The organism is Colwellia sp. D2M02, assembly GCF_018860755.1.
GTDB classification, from domain to species: domain Bacteria; phylum Pseudomonadota; class Gammaproteobacteria; order Enterobacterales; family Alteromonadaceae; genus Colwellia; species Colwellia asteriadis.
Map to the genome: position 1 here is coordinate 1 of NZ_JAHKPW010000021.1, position 21,831 is coordinate 21,831.

Below are 21,831 nucleotides of genomic sequence, written 5' to 3' on the forward strand. Positions count from 1 at the left end.
ATGTAGCGTTACCTAAAAGGCGATAACGCAGTAAAAATGACCTACAAACGCTGCCCTAAGGATTCCGCTAGATACTATTTGGTTATTATTCCTTGCAATGACAAAGAGACTAATATGAACACCAAGCTCACCGTAATAACACCTGTTCTAAATGGTATTAACACCATTGCTGATTGCATAGCCTCAGTTAAAGCTCAAAATTACAAGTATATAGAACATATTATTATTGATGGAAACTCCACTGATGGCACCGTAGCTTTTGTTTTATCACAAGGGCTTAGATGTGTAAGTGAAAATGACACGGGTGTTTATGACGCTTTTAATAAAGGGATACTCATGGCTGATGGTGATGTTATACATATATTAAATGCCGATGATTGCTATGCACATGAGCAAGTCGTTAGCAATGTTATGGCGACCATAACACAAGAAGAGTCTGACTTATGTCATGGTTACATTCATCAGGTTAACAGCCAAGGGAATGTAGTAAAACGCGTTGGTAAGCAATTAACTAAGAATGAATTATTACAAAAAATGCGAATTGCCCACCCCTCCGTTTTTGTGAGAAAGTCGGTTTATGATAACTACGGTCGCTTTAGCCAAGGCTTTAAAGTAGCTGGCGATCATGAGTTTCTTTTGCGTGTTTGGTCTAAAGTACGTATCAGCTTTATTCCTGAGGTTTTAGTTAACATGCGCTTAGGTGGATTAAGCAACTCGCAAGTAAGTTTAAGTTATCGTGAATCTATGGCTGCTGCGCTAATACACGGTGCAAATCCTTTAAATGCTTTAGCAAGATATTACCTTGAGCTGTTAAAAAATAAGTTACTCAGCTTTCGGTCCATAAAATAATGAGTGAGTATTAAGCGATGACATTACGTCCCGTATTATGGGGGTTTAGAACATTAATAATCCTGTGCTACTTAAAAATATTTCATCAAGCAAAGGGTTGGAAGTACTTTTTTGGCTCCTGGAATAACTTTAGATGCACACAAGGTAAGCTGAAGCTTTCAGGCGGAATATGGATTGAATCACTGGCGTTATGTCATTGCGCTGGCGGCAACATTTCCATAGGGAAACGAACCTTCATTAACCGTTTTGCAAGTATTGTCAGTAGAGGAAATATTATAATTGGCGATGATGTGCTTATTGGCGATCATGTATCTATTTATGATCATGATCACCGTTTGTCTAATTTACCTACCACTTACGGACAGCAAGGTTTTGTTTCAGCTGAAATACATATTGCCAATAATGTATGGATTGGCTGCCACAGTACAATATTAAAAGGGGTAAATATTGGTGAAAACAGCGTTATTGGTGCAAGCTCAGTAGTAACAAAGTCAGTGCCTGAAAACGAGCTTTGGGCTGGTTCGCCAGCCAAGTTTATAAAAAAAATAGCGAACTAACCAAAGCGCTAGTTTTAAAACGAATATTAACCCGAATTTAACAGAAATAAGATTAATAATATGACGCCAGTATTTATATTTTCTACCCCTAGAGCAGGTTCCACTCTGCTACAAAGAATACTTGCTTGTCATGAAAAAATAGCGACTAGCCCTGAACCATGGATTTTACTCCCGTTACTGTCAATGACAAAAAGCAGCTCAGCTTGTCATACTTATACCTCAAGTTACTCCGTTGACACCTGTGCAAAAGCCATTAAAAGCTTCACCAGTAACATCAATCAAGTAGCGGATAAAAATAACTCCGCGCATTACCAAAAGCTACTTGAAAACTTTGTATTATCACTATACCAAGCAGCCTCAGAAAATAATGAATACTTTTTTGTTGATAAAACCCCTCGTTATTACTACATCGTTAATGAAATTATTAAGTTACTTCCCCATGCAAAATTTATTTTTTTATTCAGAAACCCACTGCAAACATACGCCTCAGTACTAACAACATGGAATAATAATAATTTCTTCAAGTTGTATAGAAATAAAGATGATTTATACCTCGCCCCCAAGTTATTATCGAGTGCTTATAAAAAGCATCAAAACCAGTCTATTGCTATCAATTACGATGATTTAGTCACTAATACTTCCGTAACTCTCAAGCAAGTTTTTGAATACCTTAACATTGCAGAATTAGCTCCCGAGAAACTCTGTTTAACAGAACAAAGATTTGCTCCTAATGAGATGGGTGACCCCACAGGACAATACAAATATAAAGAAGTAAGCGCTAACTCCATTAATAATTGGCAAGAAATAATAAATAACCCTGTACGAAAATGGTATATGAAGCGCTACCTAACTCACTTAGGTGAAAACGTTGCACAACACTACGGTTATTCAACGCAAGCATTACAACAGCAAGTAGACTCTCTCCCCACTCAAAACAATGCCGGATTACTTTCTGATCTACTTGGTATTATTTATCATAACTTAGTTTGCAAGTTGAAATTAAACTTAATATTTTCAAAAAAGCACAACCAACGTAATAGCGGCTTTTATGACTAAGAGCACTCCTCAGGTAGAAACACCTATAGTTACTAAACCAAGTAAAGTGATGAGAATACTATTTTGTCATAATTATTACCAACAAGGTGGCGGAGAAGATGTCGCTTTAGAAAATGAAATGGCCTTACTTAAAAAGCAGGGTCACGATGTGCAACTTTATAGCGTGTCGAACCGTCAAATAGTGAGTTTTTGGCAAAAGTTACACGTCAGTTTTCACCTTACTTACTCAAGGTACTACAAGACAGAGTTTACAAAGTTTATTCAAGACTTTAAGCCTGATGTGATTCATGTACATAATTTTTTTCCACTACTCACGCCTGCAATATTTGATGCTTGTTATGAACAGAACATCCCTGTTGTACATACCTTGCATAACTATCGACTATTATGTCCTAGCGCTACGCTGTTTATTCAAGGTACAAACAACCAAGAAAGCATTACCAAAAGCGCCTATGCCGTAGTAAAGCATAGGCCTTATAAAAACTCCTTCTTGGGTACTTTCATCCTTGCTAGAGCCATTGAAAAGTATAAAAAATCACGCATCTGGTTTACAAAAGTAAATCATTTTATCGCCCCTTCTTCTTGCTTAAAAAACATTTACGTTAATGCTGGTTTCTCCGCAGAAAGCATAACCGTAAAACCTCATTTTATAGACCCTATTGAAACACCTATAACATCATCGACACGTACTGATAAATATGCCGTATTTATTGGCAGGCTTACACGCGAAAAAGGTATAGAGCTACTATTAGAGAGTTGGCGTGAAAATGACATTGAGCTACGTGTTTATGGTGCTGGCCCACTCACTTATAAAGTAGGCGCTAAAAAACAAAAAAACATTCGCTATATGGGTGAGGTCAGTAAAGAGCAAGTATTACAAGCGCTGGCCACTAGCCAATATTTAATCATGCCAACATTATGGCAAGAGCCCTTTGGTTTTGTGGTTATTGAGGCATTCTCACAAGGTATTCCTGTGATTGCCAGCAACATTGGGGCTATGCCTGAGCTAATTAAACACCATAAAAACGGTTTATTGTTCAAAGCAAATAACCGTAATGAATTGCAAAATCAAATAGATGTAATGAAAAATATTGAAAAACGCGATAATATGGCACAACAAGCGCAACTCGACTTTAACCAAAAATATAGCGCGCAAGTAAATTACCCACAACTGCTTTCTATATATCAAAGTGTGATTGCTAGGAAACCACAACGTGCTAACTAAAAGTAACATTTTATCGCTCAGCGTAAATGTCATAAATATTTCCCAAGCGGTTGAGCATATTATAACGCTCGCCGTTAAAAAGTCAGCCGCTTACGTTTGTGTCTCGAATGTGCATATGTGCATGGAAGCCTTTGACGATATAAGCTTTCAACATATCATTAACAATGCTGACTTAATTGTTGCTGATGGTAGGCCTATTTATTGGGCACAAAAAATATTAGGCCACAAGCAAGCACAACAAGTACGAGGCCAAGACTTAATGACTGAACTTTGTGCATACAGCGCTGATAAAAAATTAAATATAGGTCTTTATGGCGGGAGTTGCGATAAGGTATTAACTAAGGTTATTCACGAGCTAAAACAACAGTTTCCTAATATCCGCATTACTTATTATTTCTCGCCGCCATTTCCTGAGCTTGCTGAGTCTAATGCGGCAAAAAAATCAGGTATTAATGCCGAGTTAAGTCGTGATACAGACCAGCAATTAAATGCCACTGTAATCGACAATATCAATAACGCAAACGTCGACATATTATTTGTAGGTATTGGTTGCCCAAAACAAGAACGTTGGATGGCTGAAAACTCCGTAAAAACATCCTGTGTTATGCTAGGTGTTGGCGCTGCTTTTGACTTTATTGCAAGAGAGAAAAAACACGCGCCTAAGTGGATGCAACAGTCGGGGCTGGAATGGTTCTATCGTTTACTAGCAGAGCCTAAGCGTTTAGCGGGTAGATACCTAAAGCAAAACCCCAGATTTGTTTACCATTTTTTAAAGCAATTATTGAATAAAAGCATACAATAACACTCTTTTTGGATGATGAACCTTGAAAATTAAAGTAACTCCAACGCCACTAAAAGCAATAATTGCCTTGTTGATATTGGTTGCTCAGTCTTTTATTCAAAAGTTAGCAATATCAGAAAGCATCTCATTTTTAAAAATTATTGATGAGCTAGTGGTGCTCTACTGTATTCCTTTTGCAATAAGAGTAGGCTTTCGTTTATTCCATCAAAGTAAAGTATTTAAAGGTTTCTTCTTTCTAATAAGTATCTATTGGTTATTTGCCATAACTTCATCATTATTCGGTATAGGTAGTATTGCTCAAGCACTTTATCAGTTTGTACTCGACTCAAAATACATTATTGTTTTTCTTTATTGCTATGGTGCATATCGCGAAGGCATTAGTGAACTTTACTTAAGTCGATTTTTCAAAATAATGGTGCTTGTTAACGTTCCTTTTGTATTGCTACAGTTATTAGCTCCTTCCGCTTACGATGCTATATTTCCAACTGGCGCGCATCACGGATCATTTTTTACCACTAGCGGCGATGCATTAACAAGAACAGCAGGAATATTTTGGTTTACGGGAACACTAGCTTTCTTTTCGTCATTAGCCTCTGGTTTTTTCTTAATAAATATATGGAAGGGAAATGCAAAAAAATCTAATTACCTTTATTTAGCATTGTCATTACTACTTTTAATATCAACCTTATCACGCGGTGAAATAGGTGCGTTTATCTTAGCCATTGCTGCAACCTACATATTCTTTATTTCGAGTCAGAAAATCAGGCATATCAATTTAATATTCATTATTGCTATTTTAACCTCTCTAATCTTAAACAATATGGATATGATTAGGATATCACTAGAGGAAATAGGCTTTTCGCAAACAGGTGCAGGATTAACCCCTTCTCCCAGAGCTCAAATGATGTCATCAGCAATCAGCGAGGCCAATGAAAATTTCCCTTTAGGCGCAGGACTGGGAACTTTAGGCGGACAAGCGGCGGTTGTATACGATAGCGATCTTTTTTATAAACATGGTTTTCAGTACCTATGGTATTTTCATCAAGGATTATTTCTAACGGACACTTATTGGCCTAAAGTTTTTGCAGAGTCGGGTTGGTTAGGGATGCTATTTTTATTGTTAAGTTATTTGTATTATCCTTTAAAGTGTTTACGTTCTTCAATACACCTTAATTTTGCAGGCATTTTTAGTTTCTTTACTATGACGGTAATGTTAATTAATAGCTTCTCGGCTCCGGTTTATAACTCACCTCTTCTTATTTTTATGGTGATTTTCATAGTAAGATTTGAGAGTAAAAGTAAAAAGCAAAATAAACTATTATGACAAATAAATTAACACAACTAATTCACAACGAAAAATTAGTCCGTATAAGCAATAAGTTCTTCGCGTTAGTTTCAGTAGGGTTTCCTGGAGGATATAAGTTTTTTGTCATCCTCCTTATAACCACTTTTGCTAGCTCCTCTGTTGCTAATGATTTCTCTAAACTCTTTTTTTGGGTAGCATTACTATATACTTTTTCCGGCTTACCAATAGTAACTCTTCTTGTGTCCTCTCAATATGTCATAACGGTTAGAGATCAGCTTTTATTAGTTTCAACATCCAGTTTAATTGGTTATTTTATCGCTTATTACATAGCTTTAAATCAATATAATGCTAGTGTAAATATTTGTATATTTATCTCAGTGTTATGCCTATCGGCTTATGAAGTAATTAAGCGTCATTTCTTAAATGTAGGAAATTTTAAACCTGTATTTATTGCATCCTGCTTCACTATGATTATCACTCTAATATTAGGGGTTATTTTATTTAAATTTAACAACTCTGGTTTATTGTTATTTAGCTGTTTTTTATCGTTGCTACTGCCGATGTTATTCTTTCACAGAGCTGAAAGCACTAAACTAACACCATCAACTATCTCAAATATAACGATTAATTTTATAAAATACGCTTTATCAAATGCTACGTCTACTTCACTAATGTATGCGGTACCAATTGTGATTGTGGCAGAGGTAGGTGACTATATTGCAGCAGAATTAGCAATGGTATTCTACTTTTCCACATTGACTTACTTAATCCCACACGTATTATCAGCAAAACATATACCAAATATGCGTAAAAATGGCGTTAGCTCAGCTGACGTTAGTGATTTTTTTATCAGTATTTTGAAGTTTATCGTTATAACAATATTAATTGCTCTACCTACATTATATTATTTTTATGACCAATGGCTAATTTTCTTCATCCTTTTTAGCGCAATGCAAGTTTCACAGTTAAGCCTCCCTTTCTCCAATATTTTAATGGTAAAAGGGCTGGCAGGAACACTACTGAAAATCAATATTATATCAACATCTACACTACTGGTTTTTATTGCTATTATTTTTTATGAAACGCCACCTAGCCCATATAGAATAGAGCTTTTATTATTAACATTTCTAGGCCTTCAATTTATAAAACTATATTTAGGTTATCTTTTTTCAAAAAACATTATCGGGAGATCTCAAGTCTCGATATGAATTTTATCATTAGAGCATAGCTGTCATAATAACTATGCTTGGGTAGGCATTATCGCTCTTGAAGAATTACGTTTACAACGCCTCGTGAGCGTTGGTAACCTTCATAATAATTAACTCTATTTCATGGATTGCTGAATAAAAAAGCATGCTAAAGGTTTGTATTTATTTATGTTTATAGTTAAAAAGTTTACGCTTTTATTCCGTTTTCTCTTACTCGATGTTTTTTTCATTAAAAGGCGGATTAACACTCTTGAATTAAGATCTAAATTAGATATAGACGAAATGAATGATTTACAAAATAGCTTTTTATTAAAATCATTGCATATAGCAAAAAAAAAGTTGGCTGCTTACCATGATTTAAAAGTGCCTACTGAAAGTAGTGAAATAAAAAAATTCATTAGTAGTCATTGTCCCGTAATAACTAAAGAGGATTTATTAACTAAACGAAGTCAATATTATCCAAATAAAGGGAAGGCTCACTTTTTACAAATAGTGGGGAAGTCAAGTGGTACAACAGGTACACCGTTAGAAGTATTTAGATCTTTTGATTCCATACTATGGGAAAACGCTTTCGTTAAAAGGCACTGGCAAAGCCTCTGTAATGTAAAGACAATCAGAAGAGCAACATTAAGAGGTGATAAAATCGTTGATTCTTCTCAAAACAAAAAACCATATTGGATATACAATAAAATAGAGAATCAACTTATATTATCTTCTAGGCACCTTACTAAGGAAACATCTAAAGATTTTATTTCAGTGATCAAGCAATTTAGCCCTGATATTTTACAAGCTTACCCATCTACAGCTTTTCAACTTGCTCAATACGTAATTGATAACCAGTTAGTGATTAAAATACCTTACATATTTACAGCCTCTGAAATGCTCTATCCATACCAAAGAGAAGTAATCGAAAATACAATAGGTCAAGTTTTTGACTTTTATGGCATGGCTGAAAGAGTAGCAATGGCAACAGAGTGTCGTTTCAAAAATTTACACATTAACAGTGACTACTCTTATGTCGAAATATTAGATGAGAATAATAACCCAACTGATGAGGAGGGCTTTATTGTAGGAACAACATTGCACAACAGTATAATGCCTCTAATACGCTATAAACTGTCTGATCGTACCAAGTGGAAAAAAGGCCTTTGCCAATGTGGCTCCAACTATCCAATGATAGAGCCAATATCAGGAAAATTTGAAGATATTATTTATGACACAGAACAACAAGCAATAAGTCCATCATTAATTACCTTTGCTTTTAAGGGAGTTAACAACATAGAGAGATCGCAAGTTGCACAAATATCTTCTCAAAAATGGGTGATACGGCTTGTCCCAACAAAAAACTATAGGTCGAGTGATGGTTCACAAATACTCAAAAACCTAAAAATGTTTGTCAGTCATAACATAAATGCAGAAATACAACTTGTAAATGAGATACCCAGAACCGTAGCAGGTAAATATCGCTGGGTTATAAATGAAACAACAACTAAAATCGAAAGTGAATATAATGTGTAGAGTTAATTTAATGATAAGCACCGACCCAAAAGGGCAAGGTGGTATAGCAACGGTTGTTTCAGGGTACTATGCGGAAGGTTTAATGACAGATTTATCTTTCATTAAAATTAATACTCACTCTTCGAGTAATAAAACGAAAATATCCGCATTTATTTGGTTTCTGTTTAGTTTAATCAAGCTAACTTACTATGGAGTGTTTTATAAATTAGGTGTAGCTCATATTCACATGGCATCAAGAGGTAGTTATACACGTAAGTCGATAATTTTACGCATCTGTAAATTCTTAGGCGCAAAAACTATCATTCATTTACATGGTGCTGAGTTTGAAGACTTTTATAGCAAGGAATCTTCAGAAAAAAAGCAAATTAAAATACGAGAGACTTTTAATTTAGCTGATAAAGTTGTTGTTTTATCAAGCCAATGGCTAAGCTGGATTAACACTATTATTCAGAATAGAAGTAAAGCTTGTATTGTTTACAATGCAGTGCCTAAAGTTAAGCTTCCAAAAAGAACAATAAATAACAAAAATATATTATTTTTAGGTCGCTTAGGAAACCGCAAAGGTACTGAAGATTTAATTGTTGCCTTCTCAAAAATCTCAATTGAGTTCCCAACTATTGAATTACATCTAGGAGGCGATGGTGATATTCGTTACTACCAAGAAGTATCAAAAAAGTTAGGTGTTGTTGACCAAGTTAAATTTCTGGGTTGGGTAGCTGGTGATAGTAAGGATGAATGTCTTGCTAATGCAACTATATATTGCTTACCTAGCTACAATGAAGGTTTTCCCATGGGAGTTTTAGAGGCAATGTCCGCGGGTATTCCAGTAGTTGCTTCCACTGCAGGCGGAATTCCCGATGCTATTACCAATAAAAAAGAAGGTTTGTTAGTGAAAGCTGGCGATGTTGACGCTCTTACAGAAGCTTTACGCTCTTTGCTCAGTGATGAGAAGTTAAGAGCCCAATATAGTGATGCTGCGAAAATAAAGTATCAAGAAAATTTCAGCCCTGATGTGATAATTCCGCAATTAAAAAATATTTACAAAGAGCTCTTGGACAAGTAACCATGCAACAACCTATGGCATTAATTACCCATAACATCCTGATGGACGCACAACACTATAATTACGCTGGCCAAGATCCCTTTGACGGTTTAAACAGTAAATTTTTCACTGTTTTCCCTAAACTAAAAAAAGGCTTATTTGGCTTAGCGTGGATACAAGTAAATAAACGTTCCGTTGTAAATTTACGCCCACTATTAGCAGTACCTAAAAAACGTAACCCTAAGGGTATTGGCTTATTTATTTTAGGATTACTTGAAGATTATCAACGTACGCAAGAGCCACATTATTTAAATGAAGCTGTTAAACTTGGTGATTGGTTGTTAACTCAACAAAGTGATATATCACTTTGGCAGCATGCTTGCTGGGGGTATCACTTTGACTGGAACGCACGCGCCTTTTTTGTCCCCAAAGGTAAGCCTAATATTATTACCACCATTTATGTTGCGCAAGCGTTGTACGCGTTAAGTGAAGTAACCAATGAAAATAAATATAAAGAGCCTGCATTAGATGCTGCTCATTTCATTGTAAAAACCTTATATTGCGAACATGAAAATAGAACGTTTTTTGCCTATATTCCTGGTGAAACTGCTTTTGTGCATAATGCCAGTTTATGGGGCGCGGCATGGGTTGGTTTTGTTGGCTCTTTAACGGGTAATACTGAATATAAAAACTTAGCGCTGCGTGTTGCCCACCAATCAGTTAAAGAACAAGCAACTGATGGCTCTTGGGTGTACGGTGCTAGGCATCATCATCAATTTATTGATGGTTTTCATACTGGCTATAACTTAGAGGCGCTACATATATTAGCTACTGCATTACAAACTTCAGCGTTTGATAATGCTATACGACAAGGGTTAGCTTATTATAAAGCGTATTTATTTGAACAAGATGGTACGGCAAAATACTATCATAACAATCGCTATCCACTTGATATGCACTGTGTTTCTCAGGCGATATTTACCTTATTAAAGGTAGGGGGTACTCCTGAGGATTTATTATTTACTGAAAAAGTAATTAATAAAGCAATTAGCACCTTGTTTATGCCTGATAAACAACGCTTTGTTTATCAAAAGCACAAAGGGTTCACCAATAAAATAAACTATATTCGCTGGACACAAGCATGGGTGTATTACTCATTCGCTTATTTTAATCGTGTCAGCAAACAGTAAAGCGCAACTAAATGCAGCTCAACTATGTATAGTTCAACTAAGTATAGTTCAACTAAGTACAGTTCAACACAGCTAACACCGCAAAGAAAAAACAAGGAATATAATGGCTAGAATCACCTTCTTAGGCATACCAATGGACAGCTTAACCATGGCAGAGTCTGTGGCTTATATTGAACATAAAGTTCAAAGTAATGCGTTTTTACAGCATGTGGTGGTTAATGTTGCCAAGTTAGTGCATATGCAAAAAGACCCTAAGCTGACGGAGTCGGTGACAGCCTGTGAAATGATTAATATTGATGGCATGGGCGTAGTGCTAGGCGCTCGTTTTTGTGGTCATCAAGTACCTGAGCGCGTTGCTGGTGTTGATTTGTTTCATGAGTTACTCATAATGAGCGCCAAACAAGAGTTTCCTGTATTTTTACTCGGCGCTAAAGCTGACGTGGTAGAGAAAACCGCATCAACAGTAAAGTCCCTCTACCCTAAACTAACAATTGCTGGTTTTCATCATGGTTACTTTTGGGATAACGACGGCGCTGATGAACAGGCTGTTGTTGAACAAATTAAAGCTTCTGGTGCCAAGTTATTATTTGTTGCTATTACCTCTCCTAAGAAAGAAAACTTCATTAACAAATGGCAAAATCAACTGGGTGTTAACTTCGTTATGGGCGTAGGCGGTACTTTTGATGTGGTGTCAGGTACAGTAAAGCGCGCACCTAAATGGATGCAAAACTATGGTTTAGAATGGTTTTATCGTATTATTCAGGAGCCTAGAAGAATGTGGAAGCGCTACTTAGTTACCAATACACAATTCTTATGGTTATTAATCAAAGAAAAGTTTTCGCCTAAAAAGCACCAATAATAAAATCGCTAAAGCAAGGTAAATACCCGATGAAAAAAGCACTTATCACAGGCGTAACTGGTCAAGACGGCTCATACCTTGCTGAGTTATTATTAGAAAAAGGTTATGAAGTACATGGTATTAAACGTCGTTCATCATCATTAAATACCGAACGCATAGATCATATTTATCAAGACATTCATAGCAGTAACCCTAATTTCTTTCTTCATTATGGTGACTTAACAGACACTTCAAATTTAACACAAATTCTGGCTAAAGTAGCGCCCGATGAAGTTTATAACCTTGCAGCACAAAGCCATGTAGCGGTCTCATTTGAGTGCCCAGAATATACCTCAGAAGTTGATGGCTTAGGTACATTACGATTGCTAGAAGCGATACGATTTTTAGGTATGGAAAAAAAGGTACGCTTTTTTCAAGCTTCAACATCGGAGCTTTACGGTAAAGTTACGCAAAGCCCACAAACTGAAACCACCCCTTTTCACCCTCGCTCACCATATGGTGTTGCTAAAATGTACGCTTATTGGATTGTGGTTAACTATCGTGAAGCTTATGGGTTACATGCAAGCAATGGTATTTTGTTTAACCATGAATCTCCACGTCGTGGTGAAACCTTTGTTACCCGTAAAATAACTCGCGCCCTTGCTAACATCGCCCAAGGTTTAGATAAGTGTTTATATTTAGGTAATTTAGATGCGTTACGAGATTGGGGACATGCCCAAGATTACGTAAAAGCACAATGGTTAATGTTACAACAAGAGCAAGCAGATGATTATGTTATTGCCACAGGTAAACAACACTCTGTCCGTCAGTTTGTAGAGCTTGCTGCTCAAAAACTTGGGGTAACTATAACTTGGCAAGGTCAAGGTATTAATGAGCAAGGCATTGTTAGCGCAATTTCTGGCGATGAATGTCCTCATATAAAATGCGGTGACGTTATCGTTAAAATTGATGAGAAATATTTCAGACCCGCCGAGGTCGACAGTTTATTAGGCGATGCCAGTAAGGCCCAGAAAAGCCTCGGTTGGCGAGCCGAAAAAGACTTTACCACTTTAGTTAATGACATGTTGCAACACGATTTGCGTATAGCCAAAAAGAATGCATTATTAAAGTCTCATGGTTATGATGTTAACTAATCAGTTTCAGCAAGCTCATAATAGCGCGGTAATAAGTAAATGAAGAAAACACGTGTATTTGTTGCTGGTCATCAAGGTATGGTTGGCTCCGCATTAGTTAAGTTGCTAGCTTCTCGCTCTGATTTAGAGTTAGTTGTACGATCGCGTGCCGAGCTTGATTTATCAAACCAACAACTGGTCAGTGAGTTTTTTCAAGAGAACGCAATAGCACAAGTATACTTGGCTGCAGCTAAGGTCGGAGGAATACAGGCAAATAGCAGCTACCCTGCTGATTTTATTTATGAAAATTTAATGATTCAGTGTAATGTTATCCACGCTGCTCACGTAGCAAATATCAATCAATTATTATTTTTGGGATCATCGTGCATCTACCCGAAAATCACTGAACAACCTATTAGTGAGTCGGCATTATTAACCGGGGAGCTAGAGCCAACTAATGAGCCTTACGCTATTGCAAAAATTGCCGGTATTAAAGTGTGTGAAGCATACAACCGTCAATATGCCCGACAATATCGCTCAATTATGCCAACAAACCTTTATGGTGAAAATGATAACTTCCACCCAACTAACAGCCATGTTATTCCAGCATTGATCGCACGTTTTCATCAGGCTAAAGTGAGTAACGCTTCAACAATCAGTATTTGGGGCAGTGGCAATGCACAGCGAGAGTTTTTACACGTTAATGATTTAGCCGCTGCTGCTATTCATATGATGGAATTACCAGAGCAAACCTATAAAGCACACACTCAACCCACCGTAAGTCACCTTAATATTGGCACAGGAAAAGATTGCACTATAAAAGAGTTAGCGCAAACACTTGCGAGTATTATTGGTTATCAAGGTGAGATAGTTTTTGATCAGTCTAAACCTGATGGCACACCAAAAAAGTGCTTAAATGTATCGCGTATCCATGCATTGGGTTGGCAGCATAAAATTTCTCTTGAACAGGGTTTAGCAGATACTTATCAATGGTATTTGAATCAAGAGACCTTACGTCACAGCTAATCGTTTGAACGGGTTCATTTGGGTGTAACTATTTAACTCACTTAAGGACAACAACCTAGACCAAAACTAAGGTTTTTCATGTGAACTTATTACCAACAGCACTAAAACATAAGTTGTTTTCATGGGTTGCTAGCAGCCCTACTTTACTTAATATTTATTACGGGCAACGCCAGAAGTTTAAAGGGCTATTAGTAAATTCATCAACAGATATTGTTATTGAGGGATTTCCGCGTAGCGCCAATACTTTTGCGGTCATTGCTTTTAAACAAGCGCAAGTAAAAGAATACCAAGTAGCGCATCACTTACATGCTGAAGCACAGCTTAAGCTGGCCGTAAAATACAACACCCCCGCTATTGTTGTACTGCGTGAGCCAATATCGGCAATCAGCTCGTTACTAGTGCGTGATTCAAACTATAACGCTACTCAGGCTTTACAACGCTACATTGATTTTTATACCGTGGTTAAAGCGCTGAAAGCTCAGCTCGTTATTGCTGAGTTTAATGAAGTTACTCAAAATATGGGTGCTATTATTAAGCGCTGCAATACTCAGTTTTCTCGAAATTTTTTAAGCTTTGATCATACCAGTGCCAATACTCAAAATGTATTTGACGAAATAAAAGCAATTAATCAAAGAAAAGAACAAGGTAAACCATCAATGATAGCGATGCCAAACAAGGAAAAAGAACATCGCCAAATAGAATATTTATCTGAAATAAACAATCATCCACTATTCACAACAGCCAATAATTTATATATTTCATTGAAAATCACTCCATAGCGACACAGCTAAAGCTATTGAGGTTATGCAGAAAATAGTTAAACGCTATTAACTATTAATATGCAGTTCTATTAATATGCATTTTTATTAATAAACCCTTTGAATATTGTTAGCAATATAATTTTCAAATCAAATAATAATGACCAGCGATGAATATATTTTAAATCAAACTCAATACGCCTTTCCATTTTATCTAAGGTATCTGTTTCACCGCGCCAGCCATTAATTTGTGCCCAACCAGTAATACCTGGTTTTGCTTTATGACGCAGCATGTAGCCGTCAATGAGCTTACGATACTCTTCATTATGCTGTACTGCGTGCGGCCTTGGGCCAACAATAGACATATTACCTTGTAATACGTTAATAAATTGCGGTAATTCATCAAGTGAAGTCCTTCGCAAGAAAGAACCAAGTGGCGTTATTCTGGCGTCAAAACGAGTGGCTTGAACCACATCATCAACCTTTTTATTAACTAAAGTCATCGAGCGGAATTTATAAATACAAATCTCTTTACCATCGAGGCCATAACGCTTTTGTTTAAAAATAATAGGACCTTTAGAGGTAAGTTTTACGGCCAGTCCAATAAATAACATAGGCACAGAAATAATAGCGAGAATAATAGAAGCTAATACCAAGTCTTCAATACGTTTTACAGCTCTATTAAAGCCATTGAAAGGCGAATCAAAAATACTTAATGTTTGCATGTTACCTACATTTTGCCAGCGCGCATGCAATAAATTAAAAATGAAGAAGTCAGGAATAATATGAACTGTCGCGGTGGTGTCACTACATTGATTTAATATATCAGTAATACGCGCCTCTGCTTTCATTGGCATAGCAATGTAAACATGGCTAATTTCAGGGTTAGCTTTTACCAATGCAACCCCTTCAGCAACAGTGCCTTTAACCTCGTAACCTTCCATATCAGGTAAGCGTTCTGCCGGCCTATCCTCATAAAAACCATATAGTTTTAAGCCATGTTGTGGGTTTTGGTTAATTTGAGCCGCAAGGTTTAAGCCTGTTGGGGTCGCACCAATAATAATGACTGATTTAGCATTTAGACCTGACTTACGAAAATGAACGAGTAATGCTCTAAATAGAACACGCCATGCACAAAGTCCGAATAAAGTTGCAACTAACCAAATCCCCATAGCGACACGAGAATAGTTAGCGCCTGTTTTAGTAAAGTAAGCCAGTATCATTAAAACAAGGCAACAACTAACCCATACTAAAGAGGTATAACTCAATAAAGCAAAAGTGGTTGATGTACGCCAAGAACGGTACAGTTCAAACGTCTGAGATAAAAATAAAAAGCAGCTTAAGCTAATTAATAACACCAAGTAATAATGGGTGTCTAATTCAACACCATAACTATAAGTGGCAATAAAAAACACCATACTAATGAGTAATAAATCAACAATACGATAGAACGTTGAAAAACTACTTTGAATACTACTTATTAGACCACTAGACATTTGAAATACTTATTCCTTAACATTACTAACCGCAGTTTAACGCCTAACAACAATTACACAACGAAAATGCTTGAATTAATAAAGATAAACTAACAATAAATATCATATGCAACTATACCTATAGCTGTATATGTTATTTATTGTTATTATTGAGTTAACATAAAAATAATAATTAGAGTTTTCAAGGTATATTTCATGAATATTGCTAAAATCATTTTACTTTTAGGGGTTGCTTTTCCTCTATCATCTTACGGTTCCTCTTATAACATAGACAGTGAACGTAATGATCAAGCAATTCCTGTTGGTGGCTTTTTATTAACCCCCCTAGTGAAATTTAAACAAGGTTACGATGATAACGTTACCAGTGCTAAAGTAGACCCTATTAGCTCATGGATCACTATTTTTCAGCCAAGCTTAAAGGCAACCACTGAATTTGGTGAGTTTGGTAAGCACAATTTTGAAATGGACTGGGTATTTACCCACGGTGCTTATCATGCCAGTCGTGAAGATAGCTATAACGACCATGATGTTTCTGGCAAGCTCAATTATGAATTGGCTGAAAAACACCGTTTAATGGCTCAGGGTGGTTATATTCAAGCCCATGAAGAGCGTGGTAGTCGCTTCTCACTTGGTGCTGGAACACAATTAGCTGAGCCTGATACTTATGAACAACTGTACGGCGGTGTTCAATACACTTATGGCGCGCCAACCGCTGATGCAAGAGTAGAGTTAGAGCTTGGTTATTTAGGTAATGACTATGACAGTCGCTTTATTGATATCCCAAACAGCACTCCTTTTGATACTACCGCAGCCCGTGATCGTAATACCATAAAATACGGTGGTACCGCTTATTATAAAATTGGCGCAGCAACAGACCTTACCTTTGAATTATGGAATAGTGATATTTCTTATGACTACACTCCTCGACCAGAAGACTTATTAGATAGTACTGAAAATCGCATTATGGTTGGTGCTAAATGGGAAGCGACAGCATTAACAACAGGCTTTGCTAAAATAGGTTACATTAAAAAAGACTTTGATCTTGAAACACGTAATACCTTCGACACCCCTGTATGGGAAGTTGAAGTATTATGGGAGCCTAAAACCTATTCAAAAGTAAAATTTACTACCGGACAAACGGCTGATGAAACCAATGGCGAAGGCTTTTTCTTTAGCGATACCATAAGCCCAGTAAAAGCAAATGTTGTAGAGAACACCCAATACGCTGTGGAGTGGACTCATCAATGGCTTGAACGTTTAACAAGTAAGTTAGGTTACGCAATTAGCCAAGATGAATACTTTGGCACCGACAATAATACTGAATATAAAGTACGTAAAGATGATAATACTGCAATAACAGCAGCTGTATTTTATGATATGAATTATTGGCTAAGCTTTTCATTAGACTATCGTTATACCGAGCGCGATAGTACTCGAGATAACTTTGTTTATGATAGACAGTTTATTAACCTAGGTGCCCGTATAGCTCTGTTTTAAGGTATTGCATCATCATGAAAACAACAACAGTTAACACGCTTGCTCAACATATTATTTGGCTATGCTTACTTGTCTTTAGCTTTTCATCGATAGCTCATGCTAGCGACAATTATAAACTAGGCTCTGGTGATACCATAAAAATCACCGTCTTTGGTCAAGAAGATCTGTCTCTTGAGGTACTCTTGAATGATAGTGGCAAAGTCGATTACCCATTTTTAGGCCAGTTACAAGCAACGGGAAAAACCCTGACACAATTTCAACAGCAAATTTACACAGGGTTAAAAGGCGATTATTTAATAAACCCTAACGTTTCTGTGAGTATTGTTGAGTACAGACCTTTTTTTATTGACGGTGAAGTTAATAAACCAGGCGGCTACCCTTTTCAACCTGGGCTAAGTGTAAACAAAGCGGCAGCGTTAGCTGGTGGTTATACCGAAAGAGCATCTTTAACTAAAATATTTATCATTCGCAGTAACGATCCTGAGCAAAAATCGGTTAATGTGCATGCAAACACTTCTGTTATGCCTGGCGATATAATCACTGTCAAACAAAGTTACTTCTAAGAGTGCCGTTATAATGAACTTCCCTGCCCAAACGAATACGGTTACCGCAAATGATGACACGATAGACTTACAAAACTTTTTTCAGGTTATCTTGCGTTTCAAGTGGCGAATTCTGTCACTCGCTTTTATTGTGACATTACTCGCTACCGTCATTGTTTTTTCTCTAACACCTAAATACTTTGCTAAGGCGACATTACTGATTGAAGCAGAGCAAGCCAATGTAGTTTCCATTGAAGAAGTTTATGGCATTAATAGTAACTCTCAAGAATATTTTGTAACCCAGCTAGAAATACTTAAATCAAAACACATTTCTGCGCGAGTAATTAAGCGCTTAGACTTAGTTAATCATCCTGAGTTTGATCCCGACCAACAGGCAGAAAAATTTAATCTCGTTAGTTTTATCAAAGAAAAACTGCCTTTTTTACCCCAATCTGTTGAAGATATATCAGAAAAGCAGCAAGCTTATATTAGAGAGCAAAAAGTACTTACTGAGTTTATGTCGCGGTTATCCATAGGCTTAATCAAAAAAACTCAGCTAATTACTATTAGCTTTGAGTCTGAATCACCAGAGCTCGCCGCAGAAGTAGTGAACACCGTAGCTGAAGTCTATATAGATAACCATTTAGAGTCTAAGTTAGCGATGACCGAAAAAGCATCTAGTTGGTTAAATGAACGCCTAAATGCGCTAAAAACAAAGTTAGACGACTCTGAAAACTACTTACAAGCTTATCAAAATCAAGAACAATTGGTGGATATTGATGGTGTTAAAGGTATCGAAGCTAAAGAATTACAAGAACTAAATAGTTTGTTATCTACAGCGAGTCAATTACGTAAAAAAAATGAAAATATATATAAGCTAGTACAAGATAAAAAAAGCGATCCTCGCACATTAATCTCTTTACCCGAAGTACTAAACCACAAATTAATTCAAAGCGTTAATGAAGCGGCACAAAAATCAAAAACCAAGGTTTATGAACTGCAAGGCACTTATGGGCCGAAACATCCGGTTATGATAGCTGCACAGTCAGAACTACGCTCTGTTAATGATAACTTAGTTCAACAAGTTGAGTTATTGGTTTCAGGCATTACCAACGAGTATCTTTCAGCAAAAGCTAATGAAGAAGCTCTTCAAGCGGCAATAAAGGCGAAAGGACAACGTTTCAGAGAGCTATCAACACTTGATAGCAAACAAAAAGAACTAAAGCGTGAAGTTGAAACTAATGAGCAACTTTATAATGCATTTTTTACTCGCTTAAAAGAAACAAAAGAAGTCGGTGAATTTCAGTCGGCGAATGCTCGACTAACCGATCCTGCTCAACCGCCACTATTGCCTGCAAAACCTAATAAAAAATTAATTATTATCATGACATTCGTTTTGAGTTTAATTTTTGGTTTAGTTCTGGCCTTCTTATTTGAGTTTCTTAATGACGGTATTCGTAGTGTTGATGATATTGAAAACAAGTTAAAGCAGCGTCTATTAGGTTTATTACCATTACAAAAAACGCCTAGAAAGCAAGGCTTGGCATTACGTCACTTTTTCTCAAGTGAAGAGCATAGTTTTAGTGAAGCGGTAAGAACCATTCGAACCAGTCTTTTATTACTCAATATTGAGCATGACGCCAAAGTTATATCGGTTACATCGTCTGTGCCTGGAGAAGGTAAAACAACGGTTTCATTAAACCTGTCTTTTGCGTTAGGGCAACTTGAACGAGTATTACTTATTGATGCCGATATGCGTAGACCTTCCGTCGCAAAAAACTTTGAATTACCTTCTTATCAAACCGGCTTATCTAACATTATCGCTGGCACTCACAGTGTCGAAGAATGTCTAATTAAAGATACGCAATCAGGCGTTGATATTATTACAGCGGGTACTCTCCCACCAAACCCTCAGGAGCTTTTAGCTTCAAGTGACTTTGCTAACTTAATCAGCTCACTTAAAGGTAAGTATGATCGTATTGTTATTGACACGCCGCCAACACAAGCGGTAAGCGATGCAATTTTAGTTGCTCAGCATAGTCAATCTCTTGTTTATGTGGTTAAAGCTGATCATACACGTGAAAAAATGATTCAGTCAGGTCTGGGTAGATTACTGAGTGCAGGTGTACGTATTGATGGTATTGTTTTAAATCAAGTTGATTTAAAACAAGCAGCCAAGTATGGCGAGTATACCGGTTATTACGACCAATATGGCTATAATGCGCAAGTGGCTAGTGATAATACCATTACCACCAATAAGTCTGAAACATCTCACTCATGATAGATTTACATTGCCACATTTTGGCAGGGATTGACGATGGCGCTCAGCATATTGATGAAAGTATTGCGCTACTTCACGCCGCCATTAACGATGGCATTACTCATATGGTATGCACACCTCACATTCAATTTGGCCGCTTCGATAATAACATTGACAACATTGAACAGATATTTAACCAATTACAACAACAAGTGCATGCTGAAGCGTTGGCAATAAAAATAGCCTTTGCTGCTGAAGTACGTATTTGTCCTGAAATAATGCTGTTGGCTAAACAAAATAAATTACCTTTTATTGGTCAATGGCAAGGTAAAAATGTGCTATTGCTTGAGCTTCCCCACAGCCATATTCCTGCAGGTACAGAGCAGTTAATTAAGTGGCTTAATAACAATAATATTATCCCGATGATTGCTCACCCAGAGCGTAATAGAGATATTATTGCCGATATAACAAAGCTTTCACGTATTCCTACCTCAAGCTGTTTATATCAAATTACCGCAGCCTCTTTATGTGGAGACTTTGGAGAAGCACCTCAAAGAATAGCAGAGCAATTACTTAGAGAAAACAAGGTAACTATTATTGCAACCGATACTCATAATATTAAGCGTCGTCCACCTAAGCTAACAGCCGCTAAGCTTATCGCAGAGCAACTTATTGGCGCTGAAGCTGCCCAACGACTTGTTTACGACACCCCTAAGCTTATTAGTGAAAGTAAGTTTAATTAATCTGCGTTACTAATGAGCCTTTAATGACGTCATTACAAAAAACACTACTTACCCTACTCTTTTTTGTATTGCTTTACCTAGCGGCTCAAGCTGTGACTATGCTTAATGCTAATTTGCACTATTATAAAGCTTTTCAACTCAAAGAGCTTTGGTTGAAAAATAAAACACTCTCCGAAAAGTCACAATACCTAACAGCCATTAGCGCTATTAATAACGCCAATAGTAAACATCCAAATAACCCACACTATCTTGTTACTCAAGGGTTAATTCTTGAGTGGGGCGGAATTAGCTCTATATTTTCGCCCTCTGAGCAAAAAAGTAATTTGGTTGAAGCAAAAAAGTATTACTTAAAAGCGCTTGAGTTACGCCCTACTTGGCCAGTAACTTGGGCTACGCTAGCTATCTTGAAGTGGCGTTTGAATGAAATTGATCAAGAGCTGATTAATTATTTACATCAGGCAGATAAATACGGTAGTAATATTATTGAAGTACATCAGGCTTGGGTTGATATTGGCTTTTATCTTTATCAAAATAAAAGCCCCTACACGGCGCAAATAATGTCGGGGTTACGTCGTCATTTACAGCTGATGCTACAAGATAAACAGCCTTGGGTTAGACGTTCAGCAATAAGTATTATTAAACGTCACCATAAAGAAGCTTTAGTTTGTAAGTGGCTACTTACATACAGTTTTGATACTAGTGAGCAGCAACGAGCTATTTGCCCGTAAGGTAGCAAGGTGGCTTTACTAAAATAACCTCAACTCTCACTATTGGTAATAATGACT

General features: G+C 36.8%; 20 protein-coding genes. 19 read left to right on the forward strand and 1 reads right to left on the reverse strand.

Annotation, left to right across the window (positions count from 1 at the left end; all coding sequences use genetic code 11):
* Positions 1-114 precede the first annotated feature (114 nt).
* From KO495_RS02735 to KO495_RS02800, 14 genes are all read left to right on the forward strand, one after another.
* Complete coding sequence (locus tag KO495_RS02735; protein WP_215978865.1) at positions 115-849, forward strand: glycosyltransferase family 2 protein; 735 nt, start codon at positions 115-117, stop codon at positions 847-849.
* Positions 850-866: 17 nt separating this feature from the next.
* Positions 867-1,406, forward strand: coding sequence for an acyltransferase (locus KO495_RS02740; RefSeq protein ID WP_215978866.1), 540 nt, complete (start codon positions 867-869; stop codon positions 1,404-1,406).
* A 60-nt stretch (positions 1,407-1,466) separates the two neighbouring features.
* Positions 1,467-2,462 (forward strand): sulfotransferase, encoded by a 996-nt coding sequence (locus KO495_RS02745; RefSeq protein ID WP_215978867.1) that lies wholly within the window; start codon positions 1,467-1,469, stop codon positions 2,460-2,462.
* On the forward strand, positions 2,455-3,687 hold the full coding sequence (locus tag KO495_RS02750) for a glycosyltransferase (RefSeq protein WP_215978868.1): 1,233 nt from the start codon (positions 2,455-2,457) through the stop codon (positions 3,685-3,687). Before KO495_RS02745 ends, KO495_RS02750 begins: the two co-directional genes overlap by 8 nt.
* A complete protein-coding gene (locus KO495_RS02755) occupies positions 3,677-4,489 on the forward strand; it encodes a WecB/TagA/CpsF family glycosyltransferase (protein ID WP_215978869.1) in 813 nt (270 codons plus the stop codon). Before KO495_RS02750 ends, KO495_RS02755 begins: the two co-directional genes overlap by 11 nt.
* A gap of 22 nt (positions 4,490-4,511) precedes the next feature.
* Positions 4,512-5,813, forward strand: coding sequence for a hypothetical protein (locus KO495_RS02760; RefSeq protein ID WP_215978870.1), 1,302 nt, complete (start codon positions 4,512-4,514; stop codon positions 5,811-5,813).
* Positions 5,810-7,003 carry a hypothetical protein gene (locus KO495_RS02765; RefSeq protein ID WP_215978871.1) on the forward strand — a complete coding sequence of 398 codons (1,194 nt, stop codon included), beginning with the start codon at positions 5,810-5,812 and terminating at the stop codon, positions 7,001-7,003. Before KO495_RS02760 ends, KO495_RS02765 begins: the two co-directional genes overlap by 4 nt.
* 168 nt (positions 7,004-7,171) lie before the next feature.
* Positions 7,172-8,521 (forward strand): hypothetical protein, encoded by a 1,350-nt coding sequence (locus tag KO495_RS02770; protein ID WP_215978872.1) that lies wholly within the window; start codon positions 7,172-7,174, stop codon positions 8,519-8,521.
* Positions 8,481-9,584 (forward strand): glycosyltransferase family 4 protein, encoded by a 1,104-nt coding sequence (locus KO495_RS02775; protein WP_252738769.1) that lies wholly within the window; start codon positions 8,481-8,483, stop codon positions 9,582-9,584. The genes KO495_RS02770 and KO495_RS02775 overlap by 41 nt, the downstream gene beginning before the upstream one ends.
* A gap of 2 nt (positions 9,585-9,586) precedes the next feature.
* Positions 9,587-10,753 (forward strand): glycoside hydrolase family 88 protein, encoded by a 1,167-nt coding sequence (locus tag KO495_RS02780; RefSeq protein ID WP_215978873.1) that lies wholly within the window; start codon positions 9,587-9,589, stop codon positions 10,751-10,753.
* 103 nt (positions 10,754-10,856) lie between these two features.
* On the forward strand, positions 10,857-11,612 hold the full coding sequence (locus tag KO495_RS02785; RefSeq protein WP_215978874.1) for a WecB/TagA/CpsF family glycosyltransferase: 756 nt from the start codon (positions 10,857-10,859) through the stop codon (positions 11,610-11,612).
* 29 nt (positions 11,613-11,641) lie between these two features.
* On the forward strand, positions 11,642-12,745 hold the full coding sequence (gene gmd / locus KO495_RS02790; RefSeq protein ID WP_215978875.1) for a GDP-mannose 4,6-dehydratase: 1,104 nt from the start codon (positions 11,642-11,644) through the stop codon (positions 12,743-12,745).
* A 39-nt stretch (positions 12,746-12,784) separates the two neighbouring features.
* Positions 12,785-13,750: a GDP-L-fucose synthase gene (locus KO495_RS02795; protein ID WP_215978876.1), complete on the forward strand. Its 966-nt coding sequence runs from the start codon at positions 12,785-12,787 to the stop codon at positions 13,748-13,750.
* Positions 13,751-13,830: 80 nt separating this feature from the next.
* On the forward strand, positions 13,831-14,529 hold the full coding sequence (locus tag KO495_RS02800) for a hypothetical protein (RefSeq protein ID WP_215978877.1): 699 nt from the start codon (positions 13,831-13,833) through the stop codon (positions 14,527-14,529).
* Between the two features lie 71 nt (positions 14,530-14,600).
* On the opposite strand, the gene KO495_RS02805 is transcribed toward KO495_RS02800, so the two are convergent.
* The gene (locus KO495_RS02805; protein ID WP_215978878.1) at positions 14,601-16,004 is read right to left on the reverse strand and encodes an undecaprenyl-phosphate glucose phosphotransferase; all 1,404 of its coding nucleotides are present in this window, start codon (positions 16,002-16,004) and stop codon (positions 14,601-14,603) included.
* A gap of 195 nt (positions 16,005-16,199) precedes the next feature.
* On the opposite strand from KO495_RS02805, the gene KO495_RS02810 reads away from it, so the two are divergent.
* The 5 genes from KO495_RS02810 to KO495_RS02830 are packed head-to-tail and all read left to right on the forward strand — an operon-like array spanning position 16,200 to position 21,774.
* Entirely contained in the window at positions 16,200-17,501 is a 1,302-nt protein-coding gene (locus KO495_RS02810; protein ID WP_215978879.1) for an outer membrane beta-barrel protein, read from the forward strand.
* A 14-nt stretch (positions 17,502-17,515) separates the two neighbouring features.
* Positions 17,516-18,064, forward strand: coding sequence for a polysaccharide biosynthesis/export family protein (locus KO495_RS02815; protein WP_215978880.1), 549 nt, complete (start codon positions 17,516-17,518; stop codon positions 18,062-18,064).
* A gap of 13 nt (positions 18,065-18,077) precedes the next feature.
* Positions 18,078-20,324 carry a polysaccharide biosynthesis tyrosine autokinase gene (locus KO495_RS02820; RefSeq protein WP_215978881.1) on the forward strand — a complete coding sequence of 749 codons (2,247 nt, stop codon included), beginning with the start codon at positions 18,078-18,080 and terminating at the stop codon, positions 20,322-20,324.
* On the forward strand, positions 20,321-21,046 hold the full coding sequence (locus KO495_RS02825; protein WP_215978882.1) for a CpsB/CapC family capsule biosynthesis tyrosine phosphatase: 726 nt from the start codon (positions 20,321-20,323) through the stop codon (positions 21,044-21,046). Before KO495_RS02820 ends, KO495_RS02825 begins: the two co-directional genes overlap by 4 nt.
* 23 nt (positions 21,047-21,069) lie before the next feature.
* The gene (locus KO495_RS02830) at positions 21,070-21,774 is read left to right on the forward strand and encodes a VpsP family polysaccharide biosynthesis protein (RefSeq protein WP_215978883.1); all 705 of its coding nucleotides are present in this window, start codon (positions 21,070-21,072) and stop codon (positions 21,772-21,774) included.
* Positions 21,775-21,831 lie beyond the last annotated feature (57 nt).

Coding starts and splice junctions, on each gene's coding strand:
- KO495_RS02810 (WP_215978879.1), top strand. CDS start 16,200: ATGAATATTGCTAAAATCATTTTACTTTTAGGGGTTGCTTTTCCTCTA.
- KO495_RS02780 (WP_215978873.1), top strand. CDS start 9,587: ATGCAACAACCTATGGCATTAATTACCCATAACATCCTGATGGACGCA.
- KO495_RS02750 (WP_215978868.1), top strand. CDS start 2,455: ATGACTAAGAGCACTCCTCAGGTAGAAACACCTATAGTTACTAAACCA.
- KO495_RS02815 (WP_215978880.1), top strand. CDS start 17,516: ATGAAAACAACAACAGTTAACACGCTTGCTCAACATATTATTTGGCTA.
- KO495_RS02830 (WP_215978883.1), top strand. CDS start 21,070: ATGACGTCATTACAAAAAACACTACTTACCCTACTCTTTTTTGTATTG.
- KO495_RS02770 (WP_215978872.1), top strand. CDS start 7,172: ATGTTTATAGTTAAAAAGTTTACGCTTTTATTCCGTTTTCTCTTACTC.
- KO495_RS02765 (WP_215978871.1), top strand. CDS start 5,810: ATGACAAATAAATTAACACAACTAATTCACAACGAAAAATTAGTCCGT.
- gmd (WP_215978875.1), top strand. CDS start 11,642: ATGAAAAAAGCACTTATCACAGGCGTAACTGGTCAAGACGGCTCATAC.
- KO495_RS02735 (WP_215978865.1), top strand. CDS start 115: ATGAACACCAAGCTCACCGTAATAACACCTGTTCTAAATGGTATTAAC.
- KO495_RS02785 (WP_215978874.1), top strand. CDS start 10,857: ATGGCTAGAATCACCTTCTTAGGCATACCAATGGACAGCTTAACCATG.
- KO495_RS02740 (WP_215978866.1), top strand. CDS start 867: ATGACATTACGTCCCGTATTATGGGGGTTTAGAACATTAATAATCCTG.
- KO495_RS02820 (WP_215978881.1), top strand. CDS start 18,078: ATGAACTTCCCTGCCCAAACGAATACGGTTACCGCAAATGATGACACG.
- KO495_RS02775 (WP_252738769.1), top strand. CDS start 8,481: ATGAAACAACAACTAAAATCGAAAGTGAATATAATGTGTAGAGTTAAT.
- KO495_RS02805 (WP_215978878.1), bottom strand. CDS start 16,004: ATGTCTAGTGGTCTAATAAGTAGTATTCAAAGTAGTTTTTCAACGTTC.
- KO495_RS02795 (WP_215978876.1), top strand. CDS start 12,785: ATGAAGAAAACACGTGTATTTGTTGCTGGTCATCAAGGTATGGTTGGC.
- KO495_RS02825 (WP_215978882.1), top strand. CDS start 20,321: ATGATAGATTTACATTGCCACATTTTGGCAGGGATTGACGATGGCGCT.
- KO495_RS02745 (WP_215978867.1), top strand. CDS start 1,467: ATGACGCCAGTATTTATATTTTCTACCCCTAGAGCAGGTTCCACTCTG.